Raw genomic sequence first — 24,064 nt, 5'->3', positions numbered from 1 at the left:
ATTTACTTTTGAACAAGATTTTTGCGGATCCTGCTTAAGGACTGGGGTTTGATCCCCAAATAGGAGGCTATGAGATATTGGGGAATGCGCTGAATAAAATGTGGATACTTTTCGGAAAATTCCTGATATCTAATTTCGGCTTCCTCGCTTATGGTTTTAGCGATCCGCTGGTGAAGGGATGCCAGGGCATTTTGCAATAAGATGCGGAAGAATTTATCAAAAAGGGGATGGGAGCAGCAAAGTTTATCGTAATCCTGACGATTAATGAGGAGTGCTGTGGTAGGCTCCAGCGTTTCAATGGTAGATACAGCAGGCTTGCCGGTAAAGTAGCTGGCAGCATCGGTGATCCAGTATTCTTCAATAGCGAGTTCAATGACATTTTTATCACCCTTTTCATTTACATAAAAAGAATAAGCAGATCCTTCAATTATAAAATATTGATATTTACAGTCAACACCGGCCTCAGCGAGTAATTCTTTTTTATCGAAAGATTTCTTGAAGGAATATTTCTCAATTAGATCAAATAATTCTTCAGGAATATCACTTCCCAGGCTGCGTTGAAGATTGTTTTTTAGAATTTCCAGCATAATAGTAACAAGATTGCCTAAAGATAGAAAATCTCGTTTTGCTTATTGATTTCGGCTCTTGGTCTTTTGAGAAAATAAGAAATGTTGCCAGTTTTTTTTGATAAGCCTTTTTGGCCAAATTCAGATCTATTTTTTACTCAACTCAATTAATTTTAAAACAGTTATCCAATTTCTTGTCGTAGCTCCCACCTTCAGTTTCTTTTCAAAAAAATTATTACTCAATTTTGTTTGGTGATATTTCCCTTTACATAATATGAAAACATTGTTTCCCTCTAATTTAAATTTGTCTGGCTCGCACTTATAGGATTGTATTTTCTCTAAATTTTCTTTTGAAGGGCTCTCTTTTAAAAATGTTAGGTGTAATTCACTAATATCAGGATCCTTAAAGAATGGATTTTTACTAACAGAAGTTTCAAGTTCTTTTGAATCCCGAACAATTACAGGTACCTCAAATCCGAACCTTTCCGATATGGATTTTTCCAGCATGTCTTCTAATTCTGAATTTTCTTTGTTAGAATTAAAAATGAGATTTCCACTCTGGATGTAAGTTTGAGCGTCTTCTAATCCTAATTCGTCGCTGAGGGCTTTCAGGTCGTTCATCAAGATCTTTCTCTTTCCGCCTACATTGATTCCTCTTAAGATTGCAATTTTTTTGTTCATCTCGGTGTTAATTCTAATTGTTGCTTTTGTTATAGGTTAGCGCAAATCACGTGCGCAGGATTGTGGGTTTGCAGGATTAGCCGTTCTGGGTTTTGGTTTCTAAAACTATACTTTTTCTATAATTCTAGTAATTAAAGATCAATTATAGGAGACAAGGATATTTTTATCACTGACTATTTTTACAACGCTGAATTTTTTGAGTTAATGTAGTATTGTCAGGGTTTAACATAAAGGCTTGTTCATAAGCTTTTTCCGCTTTTGCAAACATTTTTAAACTTTCATAATTCTGGCCTTTTATATCCCAAACCTCCCAATCGTCGGGTAATTCAGCAATCATAATATCACTTAGTTGATTACTAACCTTAAAGTTTTTATTACCAAAATTTAATCGTTCCAGCCAGTAAATATTCAGAATATTACTTGGGAATCCTTCTGCTTTTAGTTTGTTATAATCTTCAACTATATTCTCTGAATTGCCATTTTCAATTTGATCTGCTATTTCGTATGCGATGGTCCTTTCCGGTCTGTTTAATTGGAAATCCGGATATATGATCTTCAAACCTATATCATCAATTAAACTAACCGAATTTGAAAGAACTACTATGCCCGTTTCAGTTTTCTTGTTGAAAGCCACAAAAGATGTAAAACCACCCGTACCTCCATTATGGATGAGAATTTCGGTTTCTTCATCTGGTCGAAGATTAAACCATCCGTTTTTATAAAAAAGTTGATTTTCTCCCAGATCATCGATTCCTGTTTGGAAAGGTTCTAATACTCTATCAGATTTGAACAAAGGATTATTATTTTTCTGATATTTCAAATAACTAATTAAATCTGAAGTACAGCTTATAATTCCCCCGGCATATCTACTGGGGCCTGTAAAATGCCAGAATTTATTCTCAATCCCAATATTGGTGGGAGTCACCATTTTTGTGTCATTTGGTGTAGAATGTTTCAAATGTGTATTGGGCATTCCTATATCCTGGATCAGGCCATGCATCAATTCTTCGAAATTTTTATTTGTTTCTCTTTCGATGGTCAGACCCAATACACCGTAACCGAAATTTGAATAATTCCAACTTTTTGATGAATCGATACTTACATTTTGAAGTTCATTGATCAATTTATCGTTGCTATAACCTTGGAATGGATCAGACCAATCATCAGGTGAGAAATGTTTAGTGAGCCTTGGCAGACCAGAGATATGATTTCCGACTTCAACAACACTAATGTCTTTTAGGTCTTTGTTTTGTATGGTGGGTAAGAAATTTAATATTGGTGTTTCCAGCAGATCGTTAAGATTCTTTTCGGCCAGTAGATAGGTAAATGTTTTTGTAACCGACCCAATTTCATAAAGATTCAGGCTATCAGGCCTAATGCCTTTTTCATCTAAGTGCCCAAAATTATAATATTTCTCTTCTCCTTTTGGAAGTAAAACTCCAATAGATATATTAGGATTAATCTTAAGTTCAGTACGTCTGGAAATTTCCTCTTTTATCTGAGGAGTAATATTTTGACTTAAGGTGGTAATTGGAATTAAAGCAAATAGGTAAAAAAAGATTCTAATATTCATCTTATTGTATCTTGTTTCGAGTTGCAAGATAAATGATATCCAGGAAATTTTTCTTTAAACGGTCCAGCTAACTTATTCAATACCGAACTACAAGTATCTGTTCGTTTTTCCTTTACCAGGGGCCATTCCTGGTTACATTAATAAACTTTCCGTTTTCCAACCTGAAAGCACCCCCAAAACCTACGAACCAAAGTCTATTATCTCGATCTTTAAATATTTCAAAAATTACCGGTCCTTTATTGTTTTCTGTTTTCTCAAATTCAACCAGCTTTTCACCATCATAGGTATATAAAAAATGTTGATCTGAAACTAACCAAAGATTACCATCTTTATCCTTTGCTATACTTCCTATCCCTTTTCCAGTTTTAATTATACCTTTTGTAATATTTTCAGCCCTTTTATCTTTTAAGAGATATAGCCCGTCTTTGGTAGATACCCATAATTCTCCATCTTTATCCTCAAATATTTCATTGATGAAATTTGTTTTAATCCCCAAATTCTCTGAAACATTCGTCAGAGAATTATTTTCATATGAAAACAGACCGGCATTCGAGCTAAACCATAATTTACCTTTACTGTTCTGATATATGTTGTGAACTATTTTAGGACTTGAAACGCCTAAAGTCGAATCTGTTTTACCTTCGGGAAGACTAAATTTAGCGAAATTCTTACCGTTAAAAACGGAAGTGCCATCTATAGTTCCAATCCATATATTGCCTTGATTATCTGCCTCAATAGACCAAACATCATTGCTGATCAATCCATCAGATACATAGTAATTTGTCACTATGTCTTTGTCAATGCTACTTACTCCATCTGAATGTCCGAACCATATTTTTCCGTCTTTACCTTCGGTTATATCTTTTATGGTTACGCCTTTACCAGATTCACTAATGATTTTATCAATAGGAATTAACGAATCGCCTTGTAGCTTAAATGCTCCATTTTGGGTTCCAAACCAAAAAGTGCCTTCACTGTCCTGAAATATAGTTCTTACGACGTGACTTATTTGTCTTTCGGAATCCAACAGCAATCGGTGTTGCTTGTTTCCAGGATTTGATTCTGGGATCTCTAATTTCTTTTCAGATTTGGTAGGTGATGGCTCACTTTTACCATTTTTTTCATTACAGGAATTGAGAATAAGCAAAGAAGTCAGGAGAATTATTAATTTATTTTTGATCATTTTCAGTTCGTATGAATAATGACAACCGCCGTTGTTATGCTTTTGTTAATTATTTTCGGGATTTAATTGTATGGATAATTTAGTATGTTTTTTATTAGGTTTAACCATCTATCAACCAATTTCTTATCTGCAACAATTTAGTTTCCATTGAATAGTCCTTCCAGAATTATTGGATATTTAAATTTTACAATAAAAAAGTCCTCAACGAACTGAGGACTCTATTGAAATTAACTGGTAATTATTGGTATTGTGTTTTTGTCAGAACGGTTTGGTTTGAAAACCAGTGGAATGATCTATTTTCAGATAGAGGATCTCTGTAAAATTAATCGATGAACTTTTGAATTTCAGAGTATAATTCCTCGATATCGAAAGGTTTTTTAATAAAGTGGCATGCACCGGAATCATTAGCAATAGAAGGATCTGCATGAGCAGACATTAAAATAACAGGGATCTTATTTTTGTTTTCTTTTAGTTGAAGGTCTTTGCAAAGGTCCACTCCGTTTCCATCTGGGAGCATAATATCCATCAAAATAAGATCTGGATCACCAATTTTGATCCTGCTTCTAAATGAATTTGCGTTGGCAAAGGCTTCCACATTATAATCCTTATCACTAAGAAGGAAATCTATTAGATCTCGCAGGCTATTGTCATCTTCTACTAAATAAATTGTCTTCATTTTCTTTTGATTGTGACAAATATAGATTGCCATTGTATTCGACCTTAAAAAGGTTTTGTTAAAAACTTAGTAGGTAATTGATAAAATTTAATATGCCAATGGTAGTGAGAAATAAAATTCTGAACCCTTCCCTTCTTCACTTTTCACTCCTAGTTCTCCTTTATGTCCGTCCATGATCTGTTTGGTGAGATAAAGACCAAGCCCAAGGCCATTGATACCTTTGGTAGACTCTGCTCTGTAAAAGCGTGTAAAGACCATTTGTTGTTGTTCCCTGGATAGGCCAAGCCCTTCATCTTTTACAATTACCGTGGCAATGCCTTTTTTTATCCTTAAGCTCAAAAAGACCTTATCTGCCAAAGGAGAATATTTTACGGCATTACTAAGTAAGTTATTTATTACCTGTTCGATTCTTTGTCTGTCAGCGTTTATCATTACTGATTTCTCACCAAGGTCTGTGATTAGCTGGTGACTGCTCTCACTGTAATTAAAAGTTTCGGTCATCTCTTCAAGTAATTCTCTTATGTCGAATTTTTCATAATTGAATTCCAGTTTTCCCGATTCTATACGGGACATGTTCAAAAGATCGTCTATAAGTGTGTTCAAACGGTTTGCCTGATCAAGAGTTTTGGTAAGAAATAGCCTCGATTTAGGTTCTTCAATTTTTTTCTCCAGGATCTGCAGATATCCCTTGATGGTAGTTAAAGGAGTTTTTAATTCGTGGCTGGCCAGGGCTATGAATTCATCCTTTTTTTCGCTTAAAGATCTTACCCTTTCGAATAGTTGAGAATTATCCAGGGCTATCGCTGCCTGTGCTGCAATATTTCGTACCATTACTTCATGATCTTTCTTGAAAACACCTTCCTCAGGGTGTCCAAAAATAAGTCCGCCAATTACCTTTCCTGAATTTAGGACAACAGGAATAGCCATATAACTCGAGACATCCAAATGTCCCTTGGGCATACCATTATGGGGTGAATTCTGACCATATCTTTTGTCCTTCTTAATATTATCTACCCGAATGCTACCCTGACCCGAAAATGTTGGCTGAAATACAGCAGTGTGTCTCGGCATACCCAAATGTTCAAAGGCATGCTTGGGGGCGCCGGAAAGAGTATATAACATCATGGATTCGCCATTGCCTTTCTCGGTATTATAAAAGAAAGCACCAAATTTGGCACCAGATAGAGTAGTCGTGGCATCGGTTACTTTTTGAAGTACCGTTTCCAGGTCCAGTTTTGAGGAAATATCCTTTCCTACCGAATTCAAAATTCTTAGTTTCTCAACATAGCTTTCGATCTTCTTTTTAGATCGTACCTGGTCCTCGATATTCCGGGCAATTTTCGAAGCGCCTATTACCTTGCCACTACGGTCTTTTAATGGAGAGACACTTAGAGAAACATGGATCTTTCTGCCATCTTTAGTAAGCCTGATAGTTTCAAAATGATTTATCCTTTTTCCGGATGAAATGTTTTTCAGAATGAGCTTTTCTTCGTCCATTCTATCTTTCGGAATAAGAATAGTGATAGATTTCCCCACCACTTCATCCTCGGTATAACCGAAAATTCTTTTTGCACCCTTATTCCAGCTGGTGATTATTCCGTTAAGGTCTTTACTAACAATTGCATCATCAGACGATTCTACGATTGCCGATAACCTTGCCTGCCTTTCGTCTCCCTTTAATCGTTCAGAAATATCACGGGCCACTTTGGATGCTCCAATGATGTTACCAAAATCATCTTTAATTGGAGAAACGGTTAAGGATAGCGAGATCTTTTTTCCGGTTTTACTTATTCGAATAGTTTCTAAATGGTCTAGTGACTTACCATTCTTAATAGTATCGAGTATCAGTTTTTCTTCTTTGATTCTATCTTTCGGAATAAGGATACTAACTTTTTTACCTAAAATTTCCTTTTCTGTATATCCAAAGATCTTTTCAGCACCTTTATTCCAACTGGTAATCACACCATTTAGATCCTTACTGATTATGGCGTCGTTAGATGATTCAACAATTGCTGAAAGATTATTTCTCTTTAGATTTCTTTTTTTTGAATATGCTTGTGGTGAAAAACTGAATTGATACGCCAGGATATCATTTGATTCATTACAATGAAGTTTCGTGACCATTTTATGTGGCAGATCTCCTGTTGTTTTAAAAAATACCTGAACTTCATCAGCAGGTTCCTTTTCTGAGATAATTCGGGCTATAGGTGATGTCTTATAAGTAGTAAGGTTGCCAGAGGAATCCAAAAATTGATTTAATTCCTCGCTCAAAACGGAATCTCCCTGATTAATCTTTTTTTCCGTTATTTCATTGAATGCTTCATTAAAAAAAATGATATCTCCCTTCGCATCGCAGATAAGAACTGGAATAGGAAGGTCTTTCAAAATATTCTCAATATTAAATTGAAGTTTTTGAAATTTTAAATTTTGTTTAAAGTCTGAAGCGGATATCATAAAAGATTAATTCAGAATCACAGTAAGGAGAAGTATTTTGAAGTATCAGCAAAGTTGGGCACCAATGGTAATTTTATAAATTACTTTTCTATAAGAACAATTCACTGCAATTTATAGTTGTGCTTAAACAAAACCCAAGGCTTTAGTAAAAATTTAGGAGTTCTTTAAGACTTCGTGCTAAATCAACTTTTATAATATAATTATCAATTATAAAGCTCTACGATAACCTCAATTTCTACGGCTATGTTAGAGGGTAGGGAGCAGTGGCCGACCGCTGCCCGGGCGTGCTTCCCCTTTTCTCCAAATACCTGGACCATAAGATCTGAAAATCCATTAATGACCTTTGGTTGATCATAAAAGTTGGGAGTTGAATTAACCATTCCCCGCACTTTTACAAATTGTTTTATCCTGCTAAGGTCGCCGCAGGCGGCTTTTAAGGTTGAAAGTATTTCGATCCCTGTTAGTCTTGCTGCTTCATAGCCTTCTTCTATGGTGAGGTCCTCACCAAGTTTTCCTTTAATATCACTACCATCACCTGCAAGAAAAAGCAGGTTTCCTACCTGCCTCCATTTAACATAATTAGCTACCGGTGCGCTTACCTCACCGAGTTCTATATTTAGTTCTTTGAGCCTTTCCTCTGGGCTTTCTTGGCCAATTGCCGAAAAACATATTAGGGAAATAAAGAGAGTAAATAGTAAGATTTTCATGCCGGTTTGTTTTTTAGACCTTTTAATAATTCGTAAACCTCGTTTGCTTGTAAATAGTGCCTTTTCTCATGACTTACTATGATATCAAATGCAGTTTCCAATTTGTATACTAAATTTTTATTGATAGGAGATGATATCACCGCATTTTCCCTGATCTTGTCTTCAACCTTGAGGAATTCGGCTTTAAGCTGTTTCTGATGATCTTCAAATTTGTGTAAAATATCTCTGCTGAAATGACTTGTTCCAGGTTGCCAGAGCGAGAAGGTTTTCATCTTCTTCTTTCGATCTGGTTGCACCGATTTCAAGATCATATTCCCGAAAAAGGTTACCACGAATCCAAACCTCGCAATAAAGGGTAATCTATAATCACCTTTTTTTAATTTCGCCAAAATTGGAAAATAACTTTCATTAACCTTGATGAGGTGATCAATATTTTCGGCTATACTCCAGACCTCATCCGCTGGTTTCCAGTTTAATTCCTCCTCGGTGAGATTAGTGAAAGAATTCAGGAAATCTTCTGTCACTTTATCGATCTGTCCAGACCATCTGTTCATTTGAATAGCTTTAGATACTATTAAATATAAAAATTATCAATTGATATTTAAGACCTTGACCTTTAGAAAAGCCAATAAAAAAAGCAGCCTTATTTCTAAGGCTGCTTTCAAAAATTTATCAGGTTTCAATTATACTAGAAAATATAACGTAATCCCACTTGTGCCTGCCATCTGGATTGAAGGCTAAAGTCATTAGCAAAAGTCCTGCTCTGGTTCCCAAATGTGTAAACAGGAGTATTGTCTTCACCAACGGTTACCCCTAGAGGCTGATCGTTCACCGGGATCTGGATCACACCCCAATCTGAATTCAATAGGTTTCCGAAGTTAAGGATGTCAAGACTCAACTGGATAGTATTGGTTTTTTTACCAACTTTAAAGTTATAGTCCTGAAGGAATTTAACATCCCATCTTCCTCTCCAAGGGCTTAGTATACCATATTTTTCAGCATATTCCCCACGATTCGCGCTCAGGTAGTCATCCTGCTGTATAAACTGTTCGAAAGCCTGTCTCTGTGCTTCCTGCTCTTCCATAGTACCTGTAAAAGTATATTGCTGAAGTTCAGAATCGGTTGGGATATAAATAAGGTCATTCAATACAGAACCATCGTTATTGATGTCTCCGGAATAGGTGTAAGAGAATCTACCGCCCTGAGCATATTCGTAGAAAGCACCAATAGAGGTTCTCCACTGGTCATTTTTACCGTAATTGAACTCTTTGTTAAGCTGTCCTACGATTCTGTGTTTGTCTCCATATCTTGAAGCGCTTTCAACCGCTGTGTTCACATTTCCTAAAGCAGGGTTCCTGTCGTAAGCGTCACTAGAGATCTCTGCATCCAGAGAACTAGCGTCTTCAGACTTCAAATAGTTATAAGCAATGCTTGCGTAAAAGTCCTTCTCGAAGCTTTTAGCCAGTTTCACAGACCAGTTGAAGGAATAACCAACATCAGTATTAGTGAATACATACGCGTTGTTAGGTCCTCCAAATTCATTTACAGCTTTATCACTGTTCAGATAAATAGGACGGTTATCTACTCCGTTCAAAGTTCCTGAAGGTCTGGAAAGACCATAGTTTCTTACCATTTGAGCATTAAGGTCCTTGGTGTAGATGATATCTGTAGTGGCAACAAGGCCATTCTCAAATCTGTAATCTGCACCTAAACTATTTCTCCAAACCTGCGGAAATTTAAAATCTGGCGCTGTGGTCTGGTAAAAGTAAAAAGCAGGGTTCGCTACCTGGTTTCCAATCCATACAAATGGAAGTCTACCAGTAAAGATCCCTGTTCCACCACGAAGTTGTAACTGGTTATCTCCCATCACATCCCAGTTGAAACCAAGTCTTGGTGACCAAAGAAGATCATTAGAAGGAAGTTCTAAACTGTTAAGTTTTACAGGATCCCCATTTTCATCATAATAAGTGATCTCTGGCTGGTAATCTCCGTCAGGGAATGTCCCGCCCGCAAGACGATCTATGTTTTCCTGTATCTTTTCTTTAGTATCAAAGTACAAAGGCTTATCTACTCTAAGCCCATAAGTAAATGTGAAATCATCTGTGATCTTCCATCTGTCCTGAGCATAAAAAGCAAGCTGACCAACATTTGTTTCAGCTAAAGCCCAGCTATCGTTGGCATTTCTGTTATCAAAAATGTTCTGAGCGTTATTAAGAGCAGCTTCAATAGTACCATTATTAATAGCTTCTTCAAAAGAACCGCCAGGATTATTAGCGTCTATTCTTACACTTGTAAAAGCATCAAAGAAAGTGCTCACTGGTCCTGTTCCTAGGGCTGGATCACCATTGTAATCGTATGCTCCAAGGTTAAAGGAATTATCAAAATCAAATCTTTCGAAGCTACCACCAAAAGTAAAAGTGTGATTTCCAGAAACAACGTTCAGGTTGTTGGTGATCTGGTAAACGTTTTGTTCTAGCCTGTTGTTTATAGAAAAAGGCTCATGACCTGCTACGATATAACGAACTCCATCTTTTTGAATATTGATAGGAGGTGCAGGAGCAGAGAAAGGATCACGACTGTCGTCAAAGAAAGTGTAACCGGCCTGGAATTTATTTGAAATATTATTTCCAAAATTCGAGTTTAATTCCACTAACCAGGAATCGATCTTATTGTTGATCTCGTATCCTGAATTTCTAAATTGAAGGGTAGTAAGGTCTGGTCCTCTTCTCCCGATAGCTTCAGGGTTTGCAGGAAGATCTCTTGACGCGTCAAGGAAGTTATAAATAAATGCAAGACGGTGTTTCTGATTAATGTTCCAGTCAAGTTTTAAAATACCTTTCGTAGAAGCGGTTTCATGAGTATAGCCCTCGTAAGCACCAGTTTCGTAACCTAAAGCTGAAAGTTCAGTTGAAACATATTCCAGGTCTTCAGCAGTTACTCTGGAAACATTAGATCCGGTTAAACCAGGTCTGCTGGCTACAAAATTAGATCCCAGGTCTTCACGGTCATCTTTTTCGAAGTTCGCGAAAATAAAAAGTTTGTCTTTAATGATCGGTGCTCCAATACTAAATCCATACTGAGCCTGTTTTAGGTCTGGAACGATAATATCATCACCTCCAACTTTGTCTCCGGTCATATCCTCATTACGATAGAAACCATAAACTGTTCCTTTTAGCTCGTTAGTCCCACTCTTGGTAACGGCATTTACAGAAGCTCCGGTGAAACCTGCCTGGGTTACATCGTAAGGAGCTGTAGAAACCTGGATCTGGTCTATCGCATCTAGAGAAATTGGTTGCGCATTAGTTTGTCCTCCAGGAGTCGCAGCATCAAGACCAAAAGGGTTGTTGAAGATAGATCCGTCAAGACTGAAGTTATTGAACTGGTCATTTCTACCTCCAAAAGAACCATTGCTTGATGCAGTAGGTTCTAAACGGTAAAAATCTGAAGCAGATCTTGAAATTGTAGGCAGGGATTTTAGCTCTCTGCTTCCAATATTCGTTTCAGCTCCGGTACGATCACTATTGATCACCTGATTTCTTGTTGCGTTAATTACTACAGCATCAAGTTGCGTAGCATCAGAAACCATTTCGATCTCCACGTTGTAGGTCTGACCAAGATTCAGGTTGATACCTTCAAGAACTGAAGTTTTGAATCCAACATAGCTTACAGATATTTTGTAGGGCCCTCCAACTCTTAAGTTCAGAAGGTTAAAACCACCATCAAAATTTGTAACGGCTCCATAAGTGGTTCCGGTAGGGGTGTGCACTGCGGTAACATTAGCTCCGGGGAGAGGTGTATTTTCTTCGTAAAATACCTCTCCACTAATCTCAGCTGTGGTCACCTGCGCTGTGGCTGAAAGATTCGAAATTAATGCTATGAGGCATAGCAGTAGTAGTCTTTTCATGTGTAATTGTGTTGTGTTAAATTATTCAAAAATTTTTGCAAAAGTAGTGTTTCTAAATCGTTTCCAATATTAAATTTCACGGTTATTTTGCTTTTGATTTTTGTTGAATAATATTCTGAAAATCAAACGATTGAACGTTTAAAAGGTGTGGGGGGGAAATATATCATTGAGAAATATAAAAACCCCGCCGTTGCTGGCAGGGTTTTTACACTGAAGGATCAGATTAACTAATCTTAATAGACCTTACTTGTTTTAGGTCTGAATGATTGATTAGTTGTAGATTTATTGTAAAGAGATTCTGGAATATTTTTATTTGATAAGCCAAGGCTTTTCATATGGTCTATGATATTGGCCTTTACACAATTTTCGATCTCCCCAATTTTGACCCGATAACATGATTTTCTCACAAACATCTTATCATTATCGAATAGTTTAGAGGTGATATCAAGGTCTATCCAGGGACCATTGATACGGCTATCCAAATAATAATTGAACTTGATCTCTTCAGAGTCTTTAAGAGCGGAGTTACTTCGTTTAGGGATATAGATATCATCCCCAAGTTTTTGGTAATCCATATTGGTTTGATTTATTGATTAGGTATATTAAATTTAAAATAAATTAATCATTTCTATTAACTCTATCTGGAATAATATGGATTCAATTGGTTGAAAATCAGATTAATTTAATCAAAGCAGAGAGTTTGTGAATCCCAAATTTATTAGGCATTTGATGAATTAGTTTAGGGTTCGGATTCAGTTTAATATCTTTAAAACAAAAATGAGCTTCTATAAGTTATTTGAATTCTTAAGGGACCTTAACCGGAACAATAATAAGGAGTGGATGGATGAGCATCGCAAGGAATACCATGAAGTTAGGGACTTTTATATTGAATGGTTAAACCAGATGGATATAAAACTTGCCAGGGTAGATCAGCAATATTCTCCAACCACAGGAAAACAAGCGATAAACAGGATAAATAATAATTTACTTTTTCATCCAAACAAACCTGTTTATAAAGATCATTTTGGTGCCGGCCTGGACAAGGAAAGGGGAAAGGGTGATTTTTATATTCATATTGGTATAAATGAAAGTTTTGTTGCCGGAGGATTCTACAGACCCGAAAAGAAAAAACTGGATAGTATAAGGGCCGCCATAGATTATAATGGAGATGAATTTAAAAAGATCCTTAATAAGAGATCATTTAAAGAGGCATTTGGCGAAATGATGGAAGAGGAAAAATTAAAGACCGCACCTAAAGGTTATTCTCAGGATCACGAGCATATCGAGCTGCTTAGAAATAAAAGCTTCGCGGTAATGCATCATTTTACCCAGAAGGAGATCTTGCAAGACGATTTTCAGGATAAATTAATAGAAATATATAAGGAGATGCTACCCTTCAGGAATTATCTGAATCATGCAGTAACCGTTTAAATTAGAATAATGAAGTTAGAATCTTACGTTAGAAATATCCCCGATTTTCCTAAAAAAGGGGTTAGTTATAAAGATATCACCCCGCTATTACTGGATCCCGATGCCATGCGACTTGCGGTAAAATTGTTTATGCAGAACTTACCTCATACCAATATAGACAAGGTAGTGGGAATAGAATCACGCGGATTTTTCTTTGCCACGCTTCTGGCTGAAAAATTAAATGCTGGCTTCATTCCAGTTCGAAAACCCGGTAAACTTCCTCATAGAACGCATTCAGAAAATTATGATCTGGAGTATGGGAGTGATACTCTGGAGATGCATGAAGATGCCATCAAGGAAGGGGAGAAAGTATTGCTGCATGATGATGTTCTCGCAACCGGTGGAACTGCTGCGGCTACCTGTAAATTAATAGAAAAGTGTGGTGGAGAGATCGTGCATTGTAATTTCCTGGTAGAACTACAATTTTTAAATGGAGCCGAGAAAATAAAAAATTACGGGGTGTCTTCCCTGATCAAATATTCTTAACTAAGAGAATTTTTAGTTACCCATAATTTCCAGCCGATAATAGCCATTTGCAGTTTACTCGCCTTTTGAAGGTCGAGGCCTTTTTTAGAATAACTGGGGAAAATTTTCTTATTCAGTTTCGCTAAAGCCTTAAAAAATTTCTTTTTCATTCTGGTTGGTTTCCTTTAAAGATAATGAAAGTATAAAAAAAACCTGTCAATCTATGCATTGACAGGTTTTTAAGGCACTCAAATTTATATTTTATTCGGATGTCGAGATAATTAATCCGCCACCTTTTCTAAGTCCAACGTGTATATTTGGAACTCCATGACTGTTACTGTAATTCGAGTTAACCATATTTTGACTATTGTAAAACTTAACCTCAATATTGGTAATTATCCCTTGGTCATTGCGTTTTATTCCTTTTAGCTCTAGCTCGTAATCTGTCTTTTCGCTTACTTGATTTTTTAGGGCTTCGATTTCTGCATTGGTATAAGTGTTTTTTATCTGGAAGATGGAGGCATCACTCTCACCGGTGAATTCCTTTGTTTTAATAACGATAACTCCATTTTTTGCTTTGTTCCCATATTCTTTTATTGCCATGCCTCCCTTAAGAACATTGATTGAAGCGATATCTTCAGGGTCTATCAATTGGAGAAAATCTTTGGTTTGTATTTCTTCATTAACAACATAAATCGGTTCACTATTCTGAGTCTGGAAATATACCTTATTAGAATCGTTACTGATTTTTCGAATTCTTACATTGTGTCCTGAGTCTTTTGTTCTGAATTCGTAAACACCTGTTCCGTTTATTCCATTCGAAGCGCTGCCGTGCATTATTTGATAGTCACTCATTTTTGGAAAGGCTTGAACTGTTGAGTGTCCCTTTCCGAATATTACTTTTTCATGTTTAGGAGCCGAAGTGGAAGAATTTAGTCTTACATAGTTTGGTTTTCCAGTTTCATCTACCATAATATATCTTCCCGAAAACTGGTTGTTTCCTCCAATTTCTTCCATGACCTTGTCAAAGTTCTTGATGATCTCTGCGTCCGGAATAATTATCGCTCCACCTTTTGCATCCTCGCCAAAAGTATTGGTAGCATCTTCACCGGTTAAGATCTCAAATTCAGATCCAAGACTAATATATTTACTTTTGAGTTTTGAAGCCTTATATTTTTTCCCGTTCAGGACATACAAGGGATCAATACCCAGATCTCCCATGCTTCTACGTCTGGTGGTCCTGGTTTCAGTAGTCCAGGAAACTTCAGGAGCTTCTTCAATTTCAACTTCGATTTCTTCGGGAGCCTCCGCTATTTCAATTTCCTCTTCAATTTCAGTTTCAAGTTCAGGTTCTTGTTGAGGTTCCGGCGATTCAGACTTTTCTGCAATTTGTGACTTATTCTCAACGATTTGAGCTTCGGTCTTAACATTAAAGAGCAGCATGAAAGCAAGAATCAATGGCATTACCAGGCTTAACTTCCATGCCGGACTCTGGTTTGATGATTTTTTGTTTAACATAAGAATTCGTTTTTTGATAAATGATTGATAAAAATGATTAGTAAGTGCCGGATTTAGATCGGCTATTGAAACTTTTACCAGTGCATGCTGGTATTCCTTAATTTCAGAGGTGTTTATTACAGTTTCCCGGTCGGCTAGGAATTCAAGATTCTGTTCTACAGATCTTTTATAGAACCAGGAAAACGGGTTGAACCAAAAAATGCAGTTTATTAGGTTCACCAATATTATATCTACAGAATGTAATTGTCTTGCATGAACCTTTTCGTGTTCCAGGATGAGCCTTAGATCTTTTTCAGAATGTTTATATGGATTGAATACGATGTAGTTGAAAAACGAAAATGGCAACTGATCCTCTGCTACTTCAAGATATTTGAATGCTGATCTTTTCTGAACTTTATGAACCAGGATTATTTTGATGACTGCACTTATTTGAATACAAAACCTGGTAAGGAAAAACCCGGTGATGATTAGATAAATGATCCCTGAAATTTGCCACCAATCGAGGGTATTCTCTACGGGCATTTGAGTGATATTGGTCGAGGTCGGTATATAACTGAAGGTTTCGGGAGCGGCTTCGATGTATACCTTTTTAGTCAAACTGATCAGGGGAAGGATCAAAGAGGTAAATAAACCTGAAAGTAAGAACTTTCGGTTGAGATTGAATGAGGTTTCCTTTTTGAGTAGAAAGAGATAACTAAGGTAGAAAAGACCCAATAGGGCAGAGGCTTTAAGTATGTAGATTAAAAAACTTTCCATTATTTCTTCTCATTTTCAATAATATCCAGGATCTCTCTAAGTTCATCAGCACTGATCTTTTCTTCCTTCGCGAAATAAGAAACCACATTCTTGAATGAGTTATCAAAAAATCGTTTTGTGGCCATGTTCATAAACTGCTTGCGATAGCTTTCTTTGGAAACTACTGGGAAATACTGATGGGTCTTTCCATAAGCCTTGTGCGAGACATATCCCTTTTCCTCAAGATTTCTAATAATGGTAGAAACGGTATTATAATGAAGCTTCTGGTCTTTCAATTCTGGCAGAACTTCTTTTACAAAAGCTTTTTCCAGATCCCAGAGAACTCGCATGATCTCTTCTTCTTTATTCGTTAGTTTTTCCATGAAACAATAATTTATGAGATTTGATTTTCAAATATAACGAAAAAAATAGTTGATAAACTACAAAAGTAGTTGTTTTTTATTCTGGCTGGTATTTAAGGCATTTCTTCTATCTTCGTCAAAAATTGATTTATGAGCGTTGTATATCTACTCGTTGGCTTTGTTTTGCTGGTAATAGGAGGAGAGTTTTTGGTTAGGGCATCTGTAGCGCTATCCCTTAAACTGAATATTTCCAGAATGGTAATAGGGCTCACGGTAGTTTCTTTTGCTACCTCTGCGCCAGAATTACTGGTAAGTCTCCAGGCGGCTATAGATGGCTTTTCAGATATTTCACTTGGGAATGTGATTGGTTCGAATATTGCGAATATCGGCCTGGTGCTTGGTTTAACGGCAATGGTTTCTCCGTTAATGGTAGATAGAGATTTTTACCGTATCAACTGGCCTGTTATGATGGTGTTTTCGATCGTTCTTTATTTTTTCCTTTTAAGTGAAAATACTTTAAGCAGGATAGAGGGTGGTGCTTTATTATTAGGTCTAGTAGTTTACCTGTTCATATTGATTAAGAGGTCAAGAAGAAAAGATAAGGTTATAGTAGAGGAGGTAGATGAATCTCTTCGGGATGTTAGAGGTTTTAAAATGAGTCTCTGGCTTCTAATTGGGATCTTCGCCTTATGGGGTGGATCTGAACTCCTGGTTTTGGGAGCGGTAGATCTGGCTACACAGTTAGGTGTAAGTGAAAGAGTTGTTTCAGTTACCGTCATCGCCATTGGTACCAGCGTACCAGAACTCGCAGCTTCATTAATAGCTGCTATAAAAAAGGAGAAAGCTATTTCTCTGGGAAACCTTATTGGTTCAAATATATTTAATATAGCCTCGGTGTTGGGACTAACAGCATTAATTCAGCCTGTTGTGGTACAATCTTCGCAGATCCTTAGCAATGATATGTTCTGGATGCTGGGCATCGCTTTTATATTATTACCAATGCTTCTTATTCCTAAGTTTTCTGAAATGGGTCGAAAGGAAGGTTTTGTTCTACTGGCAGGGTATTCAGTCTTTATTATTTTAACTTTCATATAAAAAAAAGGCCATCCAGTGAAGATGACCTTTATTCCTTTTCATAGTATTAATAGTTATGCATTAACCGCTACCGGTACAGATTCTACTGTTTTAATGATCCTTGCTGCCACTTTATAAGGATCTGCATTAGAGGCCGGCCTGCGATCTTCCAGCCAGCCTTTGTATCCTTTCTCCACGGTAATAATAGGAATACGAATGGAAGCTCCACGATCTGAAACTCCATAGCTGAAATCGTTGATCGATGCTGTTTCATGTAAACCGGTCAATCTTTCGTCATTATATTCTCCATAAACCTCGATATGTTCTTTAGTTACCGGCCTGAAGGCTTCACAAACCTGGTCATATACCTCCTTTGAGCCTGCAGTTCTCAATAAAGTATTTGAAAAATTACAGTGCATACCAGAACCATTCCAGTCGCCTTTTACCGGTTTAGGATGATATTCAATATAATAACCATATTCTTCAGTTAGCCTGTCCAGCAAATAACGTGCAACCCAGACTTCATCCCCGGCTTTTTTGCCTCCTTTGGCAAAGACCTGAAATTCCCACTGTCCGCTTGCAACTTCCTGATTGATACCTTCAAAATTAATTCCTGCTTCCAGGCAAAGATCGGCATGTCTTTCCACTAATTTTCTACCATGAGTATTTCTGCCGCCTACAGAGCAATAATACATTCCCTGCGGGCCGGGATATCCTCCCATTGGGAAGCCTAGCGGAAGCTGGGTTTTTGTATCCATGATAAAATATTCCTGTTCAAAGCCAAACCAAAAATCCTCGTCTTCATCATCTATGGTAGCCCTGGAATTTGTTTCGTGAGGAGTACCATCTGGATTCAGTACTTCAGACATTACCAGGTACCCGTTTTTTCTTGCGGGGTCTGGATAGATAGCAACTGGTTTCAATAAACAATCAGAGTTTCCACCCTCAGCCTGTTTGGTCGAAGAACCATCGAAGGACCAAATAGGACAATCTTCGAGTTTTCCACTAAAATCAGGTTCAATTTTGGTTTTACTACGCATGTTCTGAGTAGGATAGTATCCATCCAGCCATATGTACTCTAGTTTTGCCTTACTGCTCATAATGTGAAAATTTAAAGTTACATGTTAAAGGCTTAAAAATATTAATTTAATCTTAAACCCCTTTAGTGAAGGGGCTTCAAAAACTAAAATCATGTTAACTTTTATTTGAACCCTAATTTTGGAGGGGTTAAAATTAAAAATTAGCATTTTTTAAGCACGAAATTTTTAAATTATCAACACAGAAATCCTATATTCGCAACTTAAAACATCATTTTTTTGTTATAGATGACTTTTTTTATCGGTAAAAAGGTCAATCATGATCTGAAAAACACAACTTAAATATTTTATATGTCAACTTTACGATTTCAAGCTTTAAAAGAAACTTTAAACCGAAAGCCTGTTAAGATAGAAGAACCTGCTAGAAGATCTGAGATCTTCTCAAGCAATGTGTTCAACGAAACTATCATGAGGCAGTTTTTAACCAAAGAAGCCTATGAGAATGTGACCGAAGCTATGCGTACGGGAAAGAAAATTGACCGTAATGTAGCCGATCATATTTCTACCGGGATGAAGGAATGGGCGATCTCTAAAGGAGTTACGCATTATACACACTGGTTCCAGCCCCTAACAGGAGCCACTGCAGAAAAGCATGATGCATTCTTTGAACCATTAGGAGAGGGCCTTGCAATTGAGAAATTTGGTGGTGGGCAGTTGGTTCAACAGGAACCAGATGCTTCAAGTTTCCCGAATGGTGGAATTAGAAATACTTTTGAAGCTCGAGGATATACTGCATGGGATCCTACATCTCCTGCATTTATCTGGGGAACTACACTTTGTATTCCAACTATATTCGTTTCCTATACAGGAGAGGCATTAGATAATAAAACACCTTTACTTAGAGCATTGCAAGCAGCAGATCAGGCTGCTACAGATGTTGCCAAGTATTTTGATAAAAATGTAAAGAAAGTAAATGCAACCCTTGGATGGGAGCAGGAATATTTTCTTATAGATTCTGCTCTTGTTGCTTCAAGACCAGATATTACTCTTACAGGTAGAACTCTTCTTGGGCACTCACCTGCAAAAGGTCAGCAATTAGATGATCACTATTTTGGATCTATTCCTTCCAGAGCTATTGCTTTTATGATGGATCTTGAGATCGAATGTATGAAGCTGGGTATACCGGTAAAAACCCGTCACAACGAGGTAGCACCGAACCAGTTCGAGCTGGCTCCAATCTTTGAAGAGGCGAACCTTGCAGTAGACCATAACTCTTTGATCATGGATGTGATGAAGAAGGTTGGTGAAAGACATAATCTTAGTGTATTAATGCACGAAAAACCATTTGCCGGAATTAACGGTAGTGGTAAACACAATAACTGGTCATTGGCTACAGATACAGGAGTGAATTTACTTTCACCAGGATCTACTCCAATGAAAAACCTGCAGTTCCTTACTTTCTTCGTAAATACTATTAAAGCAGTATACGATAATGAAGAATTATTAAGAGCTGCAATCGCCAGTGCTTCTAACGACCACCGTCTGGGGGCAAATGAGGCACCACCGGCAATTATTTCTGTTTTCATAGGATCTCAGTTAACCAAGGTTCTTGATGAACTTGAAAAAGTAACTGATGGCAAACTTTCTCCACAAGAGAAAACAGAGCTTAAACTGAACGTGGTAGGTAAGATCCCGGAAATCCTTCTGGATAATACAGATAGAAACCGTACCTCTTCATTTGCTTTTACAGGTAATAAATTTGAGTTCCGTGCAGTAGGTTCTCTTGCCAACTGTGCCGGAGCAATGACTGTATTGAACAGTATCGTAGCCAAGCAGCTTAAAGACTTTAAAGTTGAAGTAGATAAGTTGATCAAGGATAAGAAGATGAAGAAAGATGATGCGATCTTTAATGTACTTAGAGATTACATCAAGAAGTCGAAAAAGATCCGTTTTGAAGGTGATGGATATGGTGAAGCTTGGGAAAAAGAAGCTAAGAAAAGAGGTCTAAGTAATAATAGAACTACTCCACAGGCGCTAAAAGCCCAGGTGAGTAAGAAGACCATTGCTCTTTACAAAGAGCTTGGAGTTATGAACAAAGTAGAGGTAGAGGCTCGTCATGAGATCGAACTTGAAGAGTATGCAATGAGAATCCAGATCGAAGGTCGTATCCTTGGAGATATTGCCAGAAATCATGTGATCCCAACTGCTATTCGTTACCAGAATATTTTGATCAAGAACGTTACTGGTCTTAAGGCTATTTACGGTGAGGAGTATACAAGACATGCAAAAGAGCAATTAGAGATCATTGAAAGTATTTCTGCTCATATCGCTAGTATCAACTCTAATGTGAACGCTATGATCGAAGCAAGAAAAGTTGCCAATAAGATCGACGATGCAGAGAAAAAAGCATTTGCTTATTGTGACGATGTAAAACCTTTCTTCGAGGAAATTAGATATCATTGTGATAAACTTGAATTATTAGTAGACGATGAGCTTTGGCCATTGACTAAATACAGAGAGTTATTGTTCACTAGATAATTTTACTGTTAAACTGAATATTGAAAAAGCCACGCCCAAAGCGTGGCTTTTTGCTTTAAAATTTGCCGATTATTTACCAGAACTGTTTAAACTAATTATCTTTGAAAACTCTAAGAAAAAGTCATGAGCAAAGAAATAAGTAAACGATATTCAGGAAGAGGTGTTTCCGCAGGAAAGGAAGATGTGCATAATGCTATAAAGAATGTAGGTAAAGGGTTGTTTCCTAGGGCTTTCTGTAAGATCGTTCCAGATCATTTGACCGGAAGCGAAGATCATTGTTTGATCATGCATGCCGATGGTGCTGGAACCAAGTCTTCGCTTGCTTATATGTATTGGAAAGAAACCGGAGATCTATCGGTATGGAAGGGAATTGCTCAGGATGCTTTGATCATGAATATAGACGACCTGCTTTGTGTAGGCGCAACAGATAATATTTTGCTTTCGTCCACTATAGGGCGAAATAAAAACCTGATTCCGGGTGAAGTGATCTCGGCTATTATTAATGGTACCGAAGAATTGATCTCTGAATTAAAAGACTTTGGCGTAGAAATTCATTCTACCGGTGGAGAAACGGCCGATGTAGGCGACCTCGTAAGAACGATCATTGTAGATTCTACGGTAACAGCGAGAATGCCGAAAAAAGATGTGATAGATAATGCCAATATCAAGCCGGGTAATGTGATCGTTGGCCTGTCTTCTTTTGGGCAGGCATCTTATGAAAAGGAATATAACGGAGGTATGGGTAGTAACGGTCTTACTTCTGCCCGTCACGACGTTTTCTCTAAGATCCTTGCCGAAAAGTATCCAGAATCTTTTGATGCTTCGATTCCAGAAGAACTTATTTATTCAGGAACTAAAAAACTTACCGATGAGGTTGAAGATAGTCCAATAGATGCCGGAAAACTAGTGCTGTCTCCAACCAGGACTTATGCGCCTGTCATCAAGAAGATCCTTACCGATATTGGTGCCAGTAAGATCAATGGTATGGTTCATTGCAGTGGTGGAGCCCAAACCAAGATCTTACATTTTATAGATGAACATCATATTATAAAGAATAATTTATTCGATACGCCACCACTTTTCAAACTGATCCAGCAGGAAAGTAAAACCGATTGGAAAGAAATGTACCAGGTTTTTAATATGGGGCATAGAATGGAATTATATGTAGATGAAAGTATCGCTAATGAGGTCATTGAAATTTCTAAATCTTTTGATGTTGATGCGAAGATAGTAGGTAGGGTGGAAGCTTCAGAAACCAAAAAGCTGACAATAAAGAGCGATAACGGTACTTTCGAATATTAATGAGAATTAATATACCCTAATTCGCCGAGTTGTGCGGGATCGTTTATTAATCGGGTACACCCTTTACTTAAAAAATAAAGGTCATCGGTAATATCTATGAGGTCCCGGTAAAAATGGTCGGTAAGGACGATCGCCTTTTTTTCTTTTTCCAGTTGTAATTCCTTCTTGATTTTTTCAATGTAAAGTGGAGTTAGATGGGTGAAAGGTTCATCCAGTAAAATGAGTTCAGAATCACATTTTATAGTTAGCCATGCGGCCAAAAGCCGTCTTTCACCTCCAGAAAGTTGATTGGGTTTCTGTGAGTAGTAATTCCGGAAACCGGGAAACTTCTCAATAAATTGTTCCCAGGATAATTTATAGATCTGGAATAATTTTGAAATAGATAAACTGGAAGGCAGTAGATCTGATTGTGGCAATAATTTAATATTTTCAACTGAATAAAGTGGCTTAAGAGTTCCTTTATTGTCGATTTTCACCAGCTTGTTATTACAGGCCAGGTTCCCGAAAAATATCTTTAGCAAGCTTGTCTTTCCACACCCGTTAGGCCCCAGGATTCCAGTTATCTTTCCCTTTTCAGCTTTCAGGTATACTCCATATAAGATCCTTTTTCCCTGAAAGCTAAGCTCTACATTGTCTAATTCGAACTTCATAGGAGCATAGCGGATTTATAAAGCACCAGGCTAAGGAGAAAATCATAAAATATGCAGATGCTAAATAAGAATACGGGAGTGATCGAGAAATTTTTATAGAACAGGAGTTTATCTTTAGCTTCCAGGAAGTGATAATTTAAAAAGAGAAATCCTAGCAGGCAAATCTTAATGATAAGCGTAGCATCCAGAGGATTTCTGAGAAATAATAACAGGATGGTTAATCCGGCAGAGATTACCAAAAGCTTCTTATAGAAAGAAAAACATAGTTTTAATCTGAATAAAAGATCCCGGATTTTTTTCATAATGTTTTACAAAATAGGGAATTCTGAAAGAATAGAGTTTACGGTGTTGGTATGCATCTGGCTAGCGATCTAGTTTTTTAAATCAGCAAAACCACAATATCGTTTTTTGCGTAGATATGGTACAACCAATCAAAAATTATAATGTTACCAAAGACCTATCTTCCGGTGATCACCCTGGTACTGCTCCTGGTGAATTGCTTTGTTATTTATGAATTCGATCAGGACTCCAGCCGGTGGGCCCGCCTTATTTCTACCGCTGTTTTTTTCCTGATATTGATTTGGCAGCGAACCTATAATCTAAAGATCTTAATCGCTTTTTGTTTTCTGCTGGTCTCAGATCTCCTGCTATTTTATTACGAAAATTCATTAGCCAATACCGGTACTTTTTTGATGCGAATTTCAGCCTATTTATTATTTGTTTTCACTGTGGTGCCTGAACTTAGAAATCTTAAATCGAGTCCTTTTCAAAAACTTGTATTTTTCGGAGTGTTTATTCTAAATCTGGCTATGCTCTTCCTGTTGGTAGATATGGTGCCGGCAAAGTTTGGATACCCTTTTCTAAATGTCCTGTTTTATGCATACGGAATTACCATGATCACCTTGGTAATTGCAGCTATTTCTTACTCCAACCGTTATTCTAATAAAACTTCTTTTTATTACACTGCAGCCACTTTGTGCCTTGTTTTTTCAGATATTACTTCTTTCATTGCCTACTACCTTGAATTCTATGAATTTTATTTTCCAGACAGGATTTTTTATATTCTGGGAATAGCGGGCCTTGTGAAATTTACTACTTTCGCTCGTAGCCATGCGGCTGTTGCCGAATTAGAAAGCCTTTAAAGCTTTCTCTAAAATTTCAGGCAAATT

The 24,064-nt window shown here is 37.2% G+C and carries 22 protein-coding genes; 6 read left to right on the top strand and 16 right to left on the bottom strand.

Annotated features, from left to right (window positions below; translation table 11 throughout):
* Positions 1–2: 2 nt before the first annotated feature.
* The 10 genes from G3I01_RS00840 to G3I01_RS00795 all read right to left on the bottom strand — a co-directional run bounded on the left by G3I01_RS00840 (position 3) and on the right by G3I01_RS00795 (position 12,319).
* Complete coding sequence (locus G3I01_RS00840) at positions 3–587, bottom strand: Crp/Fnr family transcriptional regulator (protein WP_219550256.1); 585 nt, start codon at positions 585–587, stop codon at positions 3–5.
* 126 nt (positions 588–713) lie between these two features.
* On the bottom strand, positions 714–1,247 hold the full coding sequence (locus tag G3I01_RS00835; protein ID WP_219550254.1) for a DUF1697 domain-containing protein: 534 nt from the start codon (positions 1,245–1,247) through the stop codon (positions 714–716).
* 166 nt (positions 1,248–1,413) lie between these two features.
* Positions 1,414–2,820 carry a serine hydrolase gene (locus G3I01_RS00830; RefSeq protein WP_219550252.1) on the bottom strand — a complete coding sequence of 469 codons (1,407 nt, stop codon included), beginning with the start codon at positions 2,818–2,820 and terminating at the stop codon, positions 1,414–1,416.
* 112 nt (positions 2,821–2,932) lie between these two features.
* A complete protein-coding gene (locus G3I01_RS00825) occupies positions 2,933–4,003 on the bottom strand; it encodes a two-component regulator propeller domain-containing protein (protein ID WP_219550250.1) in 1,071 nt (356 codons plus the stop codon).
* A gap of 322 nt (positions 4,004–4,325) precedes the next feature.
* Positions 4,326–4,679 (bottom strand): response regulator, encoded by a 354-nt coding sequence (locus tag G3I01_RS00820; RefSeq protein ID WP_219550248.1) that lies wholly within the window; start codon positions 4,677–4,679, stop codon positions 4,326–4,328.
* A gap of 87 nt (positions 4,680–4,766) precedes the next feature.
* On the bottom strand, positions 4,767–7,133 hold the full coding sequence (locus G3I01_RS00815) for a PAS domain S-box protein (RefSeq protein ID WP_219550246.1): 2,367 nt from the start codon (positions 7,131–7,133) through the stop codon (positions 4,767–4,769).
* 203 nt (positions 7,134–7,336) lie between these two features.
* Entirely contained in the window at positions 7,337–7,840 is a 504-nt protein-coding gene (locus G3I01_RS00810; protein ID WP_219550244.1) for a RidA family protein, read from the bottom strand.
* Complete coding sequence (locus G3I01_RS00805) at positions 7,837–8,394, bottom strand: DinB family protein (protein ID WP_257710673.1); 558 nt, start codon at positions 8,392–8,394, stop codon at positions 7,837–7,839. The genes G3I01_RS00810 and G3I01_RS00805 overlap by 4 nt, the downstream gene beginning before the upstream one ends.
* A 134-nt stretch (positions 8,395–8,528) precedes the next feature.
* Positions 8,529–11,744 (bottom strand): carboxypeptidase regulatory-like domain-containing protein, encoded by a 3,216-nt coding sequence (locus G3I01_RS00800; protein ID WP_219550242.1) that lies wholly within the window; start codon positions 11,742–11,744, stop codon positions 8,529–8,531.
* A 233-nt stretch (positions 11,745–11,977) separates the two neighbouring features.
* Entirely contained in the window at positions 11,978–12,319 is a 342-nt protein-coding gene (locus G3I01_RS00795; protein WP_219550240.1) for a hypothetical protein, read from the bottom strand.
* A 202-nt stretch (positions 12,320–12,521) separates the two neighbouring features.
* On the opposite strand from G3I01_RS00795, the gene G3I01_RS00790 reads away from it, so the two are divergent.
* Both G3I01_RS00790 and G3I01_RS00785 read left to right on the top strand, forming a co-directional pair.
* On the top strand, positions 12,522–13,175 hold the full coding sequence (locus tag G3I01_RS00790) for a DUF2461 domain-containing protein (RefSeq protein ID WP_219550238.1): 654 nt from the start codon (positions 12,522–12,524) through the stop codon (positions 13,173–13,175).
* Between the two features lie 9 nt (positions 13,176–13,184).
* Positions 13,185–13,700, top strand: coding sequence for an adenine phosphoribosyltransferase (locus G3I01_RS00785; protein WP_219550236.1), 516 nt, complete (start codon positions 13,185–13,187; stop codon positions 13,698–13,700).
* On the opposite strand, the gene G3I01_RS00780 is transcribed toward G3I01_RS00785, so the two are convergent.
* The 3 genes from G3I01_RS00780 to G3I01_RS00770 form a co-directional block, all read right to left on the bottom strand.
* Positions 13,697–13,849 (bottom strand): SsrA-binding protein, encoded by a 153-nt coding sequence (locus G3I01_RS00780; RefSeq protein WP_219550234.1) that lies wholly within the window; start codon positions 13,847–13,849, stop codon positions 13,697–13,699. The two genes, G3I01_RS00785 and G3I01_RS00780, sit on opposite strands and share 4 nt — an antisense overlap.
* A gap of 91 nt (positions 13,850–13,940) precedes the next feature.
* Positions 13,941–15,953, bottom strand: a complete 2,013-nt coding sequence (locus G3I01_RS00775; protein ID WP_219550232.1) for a M56 family metallopeptidase — start codon at positions 15,951–15,953, stop codon at positions 13,941–13,943.
* Positions 15,953–16,315: a BlaI/MecI/CopY family transcriptional regulator gene (locus G3I01_RS00770; protein WP_219550230.1), complete on the bottom strand. Its 363-nt coding sequence runs from the start codon at positions 16,313–16,315 to the stop codon at positions 15,953–15,955. The genes G3I01_RS00775 and G3I01_RS00770 overlap by 1 nt, the downstream gene beginning before the upstream one ends.
* Before the next feature lie 129 nt (positions 16,316–16,444).
* Between G3I01_RS00770 and G3I01_RS00765 the strand changes: the two genes are divergently transcribed.
* Positions 16,445–17,389, top strand: coding sequence for a calcium/sodium antiporter (locus G3I01_RS00765; RefSeq protein ID WP_219550228.1), 945 nt, complete (start codon positions 16,445–16,447; stop codon positions 17,387–17,389).
* A gap of 53 nt (positions 17,390–17,442) precedes the next feature.
* Here the strand turns inward: G3I01_RS00765 and G3I01_RS00760 are convergent, their stop codons facing one another.
* On the bottom strand, positions 17,443–18,468 hold the full coding sequence (locus G3I01_RS00760) for a glutamine synthetase beta-grasp domain-containing protein (RefSeq protein WP_219550226.1): 1,026 nt from the start codon (positions 18,466–18,468) through the stop codon (positions 17,443–17,445).
* Between the two features lie 288 nt (positions 18,469–18,756).
* Here G3I01_RS00760 and G3I01_RS00755 point away from each other — a divergent pair, with 288 nt between their 5' ends.
* Both G3I01_RS00755 and G3I01_RS00750 read left to right on the top strand, forming a co-directional pair.
* Positions 18,757–20,943, top strand: a complete 2,187-nt coding sequence (locus G3I01_RS00755; protein WP_219550224.1) for a glutamine synthetase III — start codon at positions 18,757–18,759, stop codon at positions 20,941–20,943.
* Positions 20,944–21,066: 123 nt separating this feature from the next.
* Positions 21,067–22,245: an AIR synthase related protein gene (locus G3I01_RS00750; RefSeq protein WP_219550222.1), complete on the top strand. Its 1,179-nt coding sequence runs from the start codon at positions 21,067–21,069 to the stop codon at positions 22,243–22,245.
* On the opposite strand, the gene G3I01_RS00745 is transcribed toward G3I01_RS00750, so the two are convergent.
* Positions 22,242–22,895: an ABC transporter ATP-binding protein gene (locus G3I01_RS00745; protein WP_219550220.1), complete on the bottom strand. Its 654-nt coding sequence runs from the start codon at positions 22,893–22,895 to the stop codon at positions 22,242–22,244. The two genes, G3I01_RS00750 and G3I01_RS00745, sit on opposite strands and share 4 nt — an antisense overlap.
* Positions 22,892–23,197 (bottom strand): hypothetical protein, encoded by a 306-nt coding sequence (locus G3I01_RS00740; RefSeq protein WP_219550218.1) that lies wholly within the window; start codon positions 23,195–23,197, stop codon positions 22,892–22,894. The genes G3I01_RS00745 and G3I01_RS00740 overlap by 4 nt, the downstream gene beginning before the upstream one ends.
* A gap of 141 nt (positions 23,198–23,338) precedes the next feature.
* On the opposite strand from G3I01_RS00740, the gene G3I01_RS00735 reads away from it, so the two are divergent.
* Complete coding sequence (locus G3I01_RS00735; RefSeq protein ID WP_219550216.1) at positions 23,339–24,037, top strand: lysoplasmalogenase family protein; 699 nt, start codon at positions 23,339–23,341, stop codon at positions 24,035–24,037.
* Positions 24,038–24,064 lie beyond the last annotated feature (27 nt).

Origin of the sequence: Gramella sp. MT6 (assembly GCF_019357415.1) — a bacterium.
Lineage (GTDB): Bacteria > Bacteroidota > Bacteroidia > Flavobacteriales > Flavobacteriaceae > Christiangramia.
This window is presented reverse-complemented; position numbering and strand designations above follow the sequence as displayed.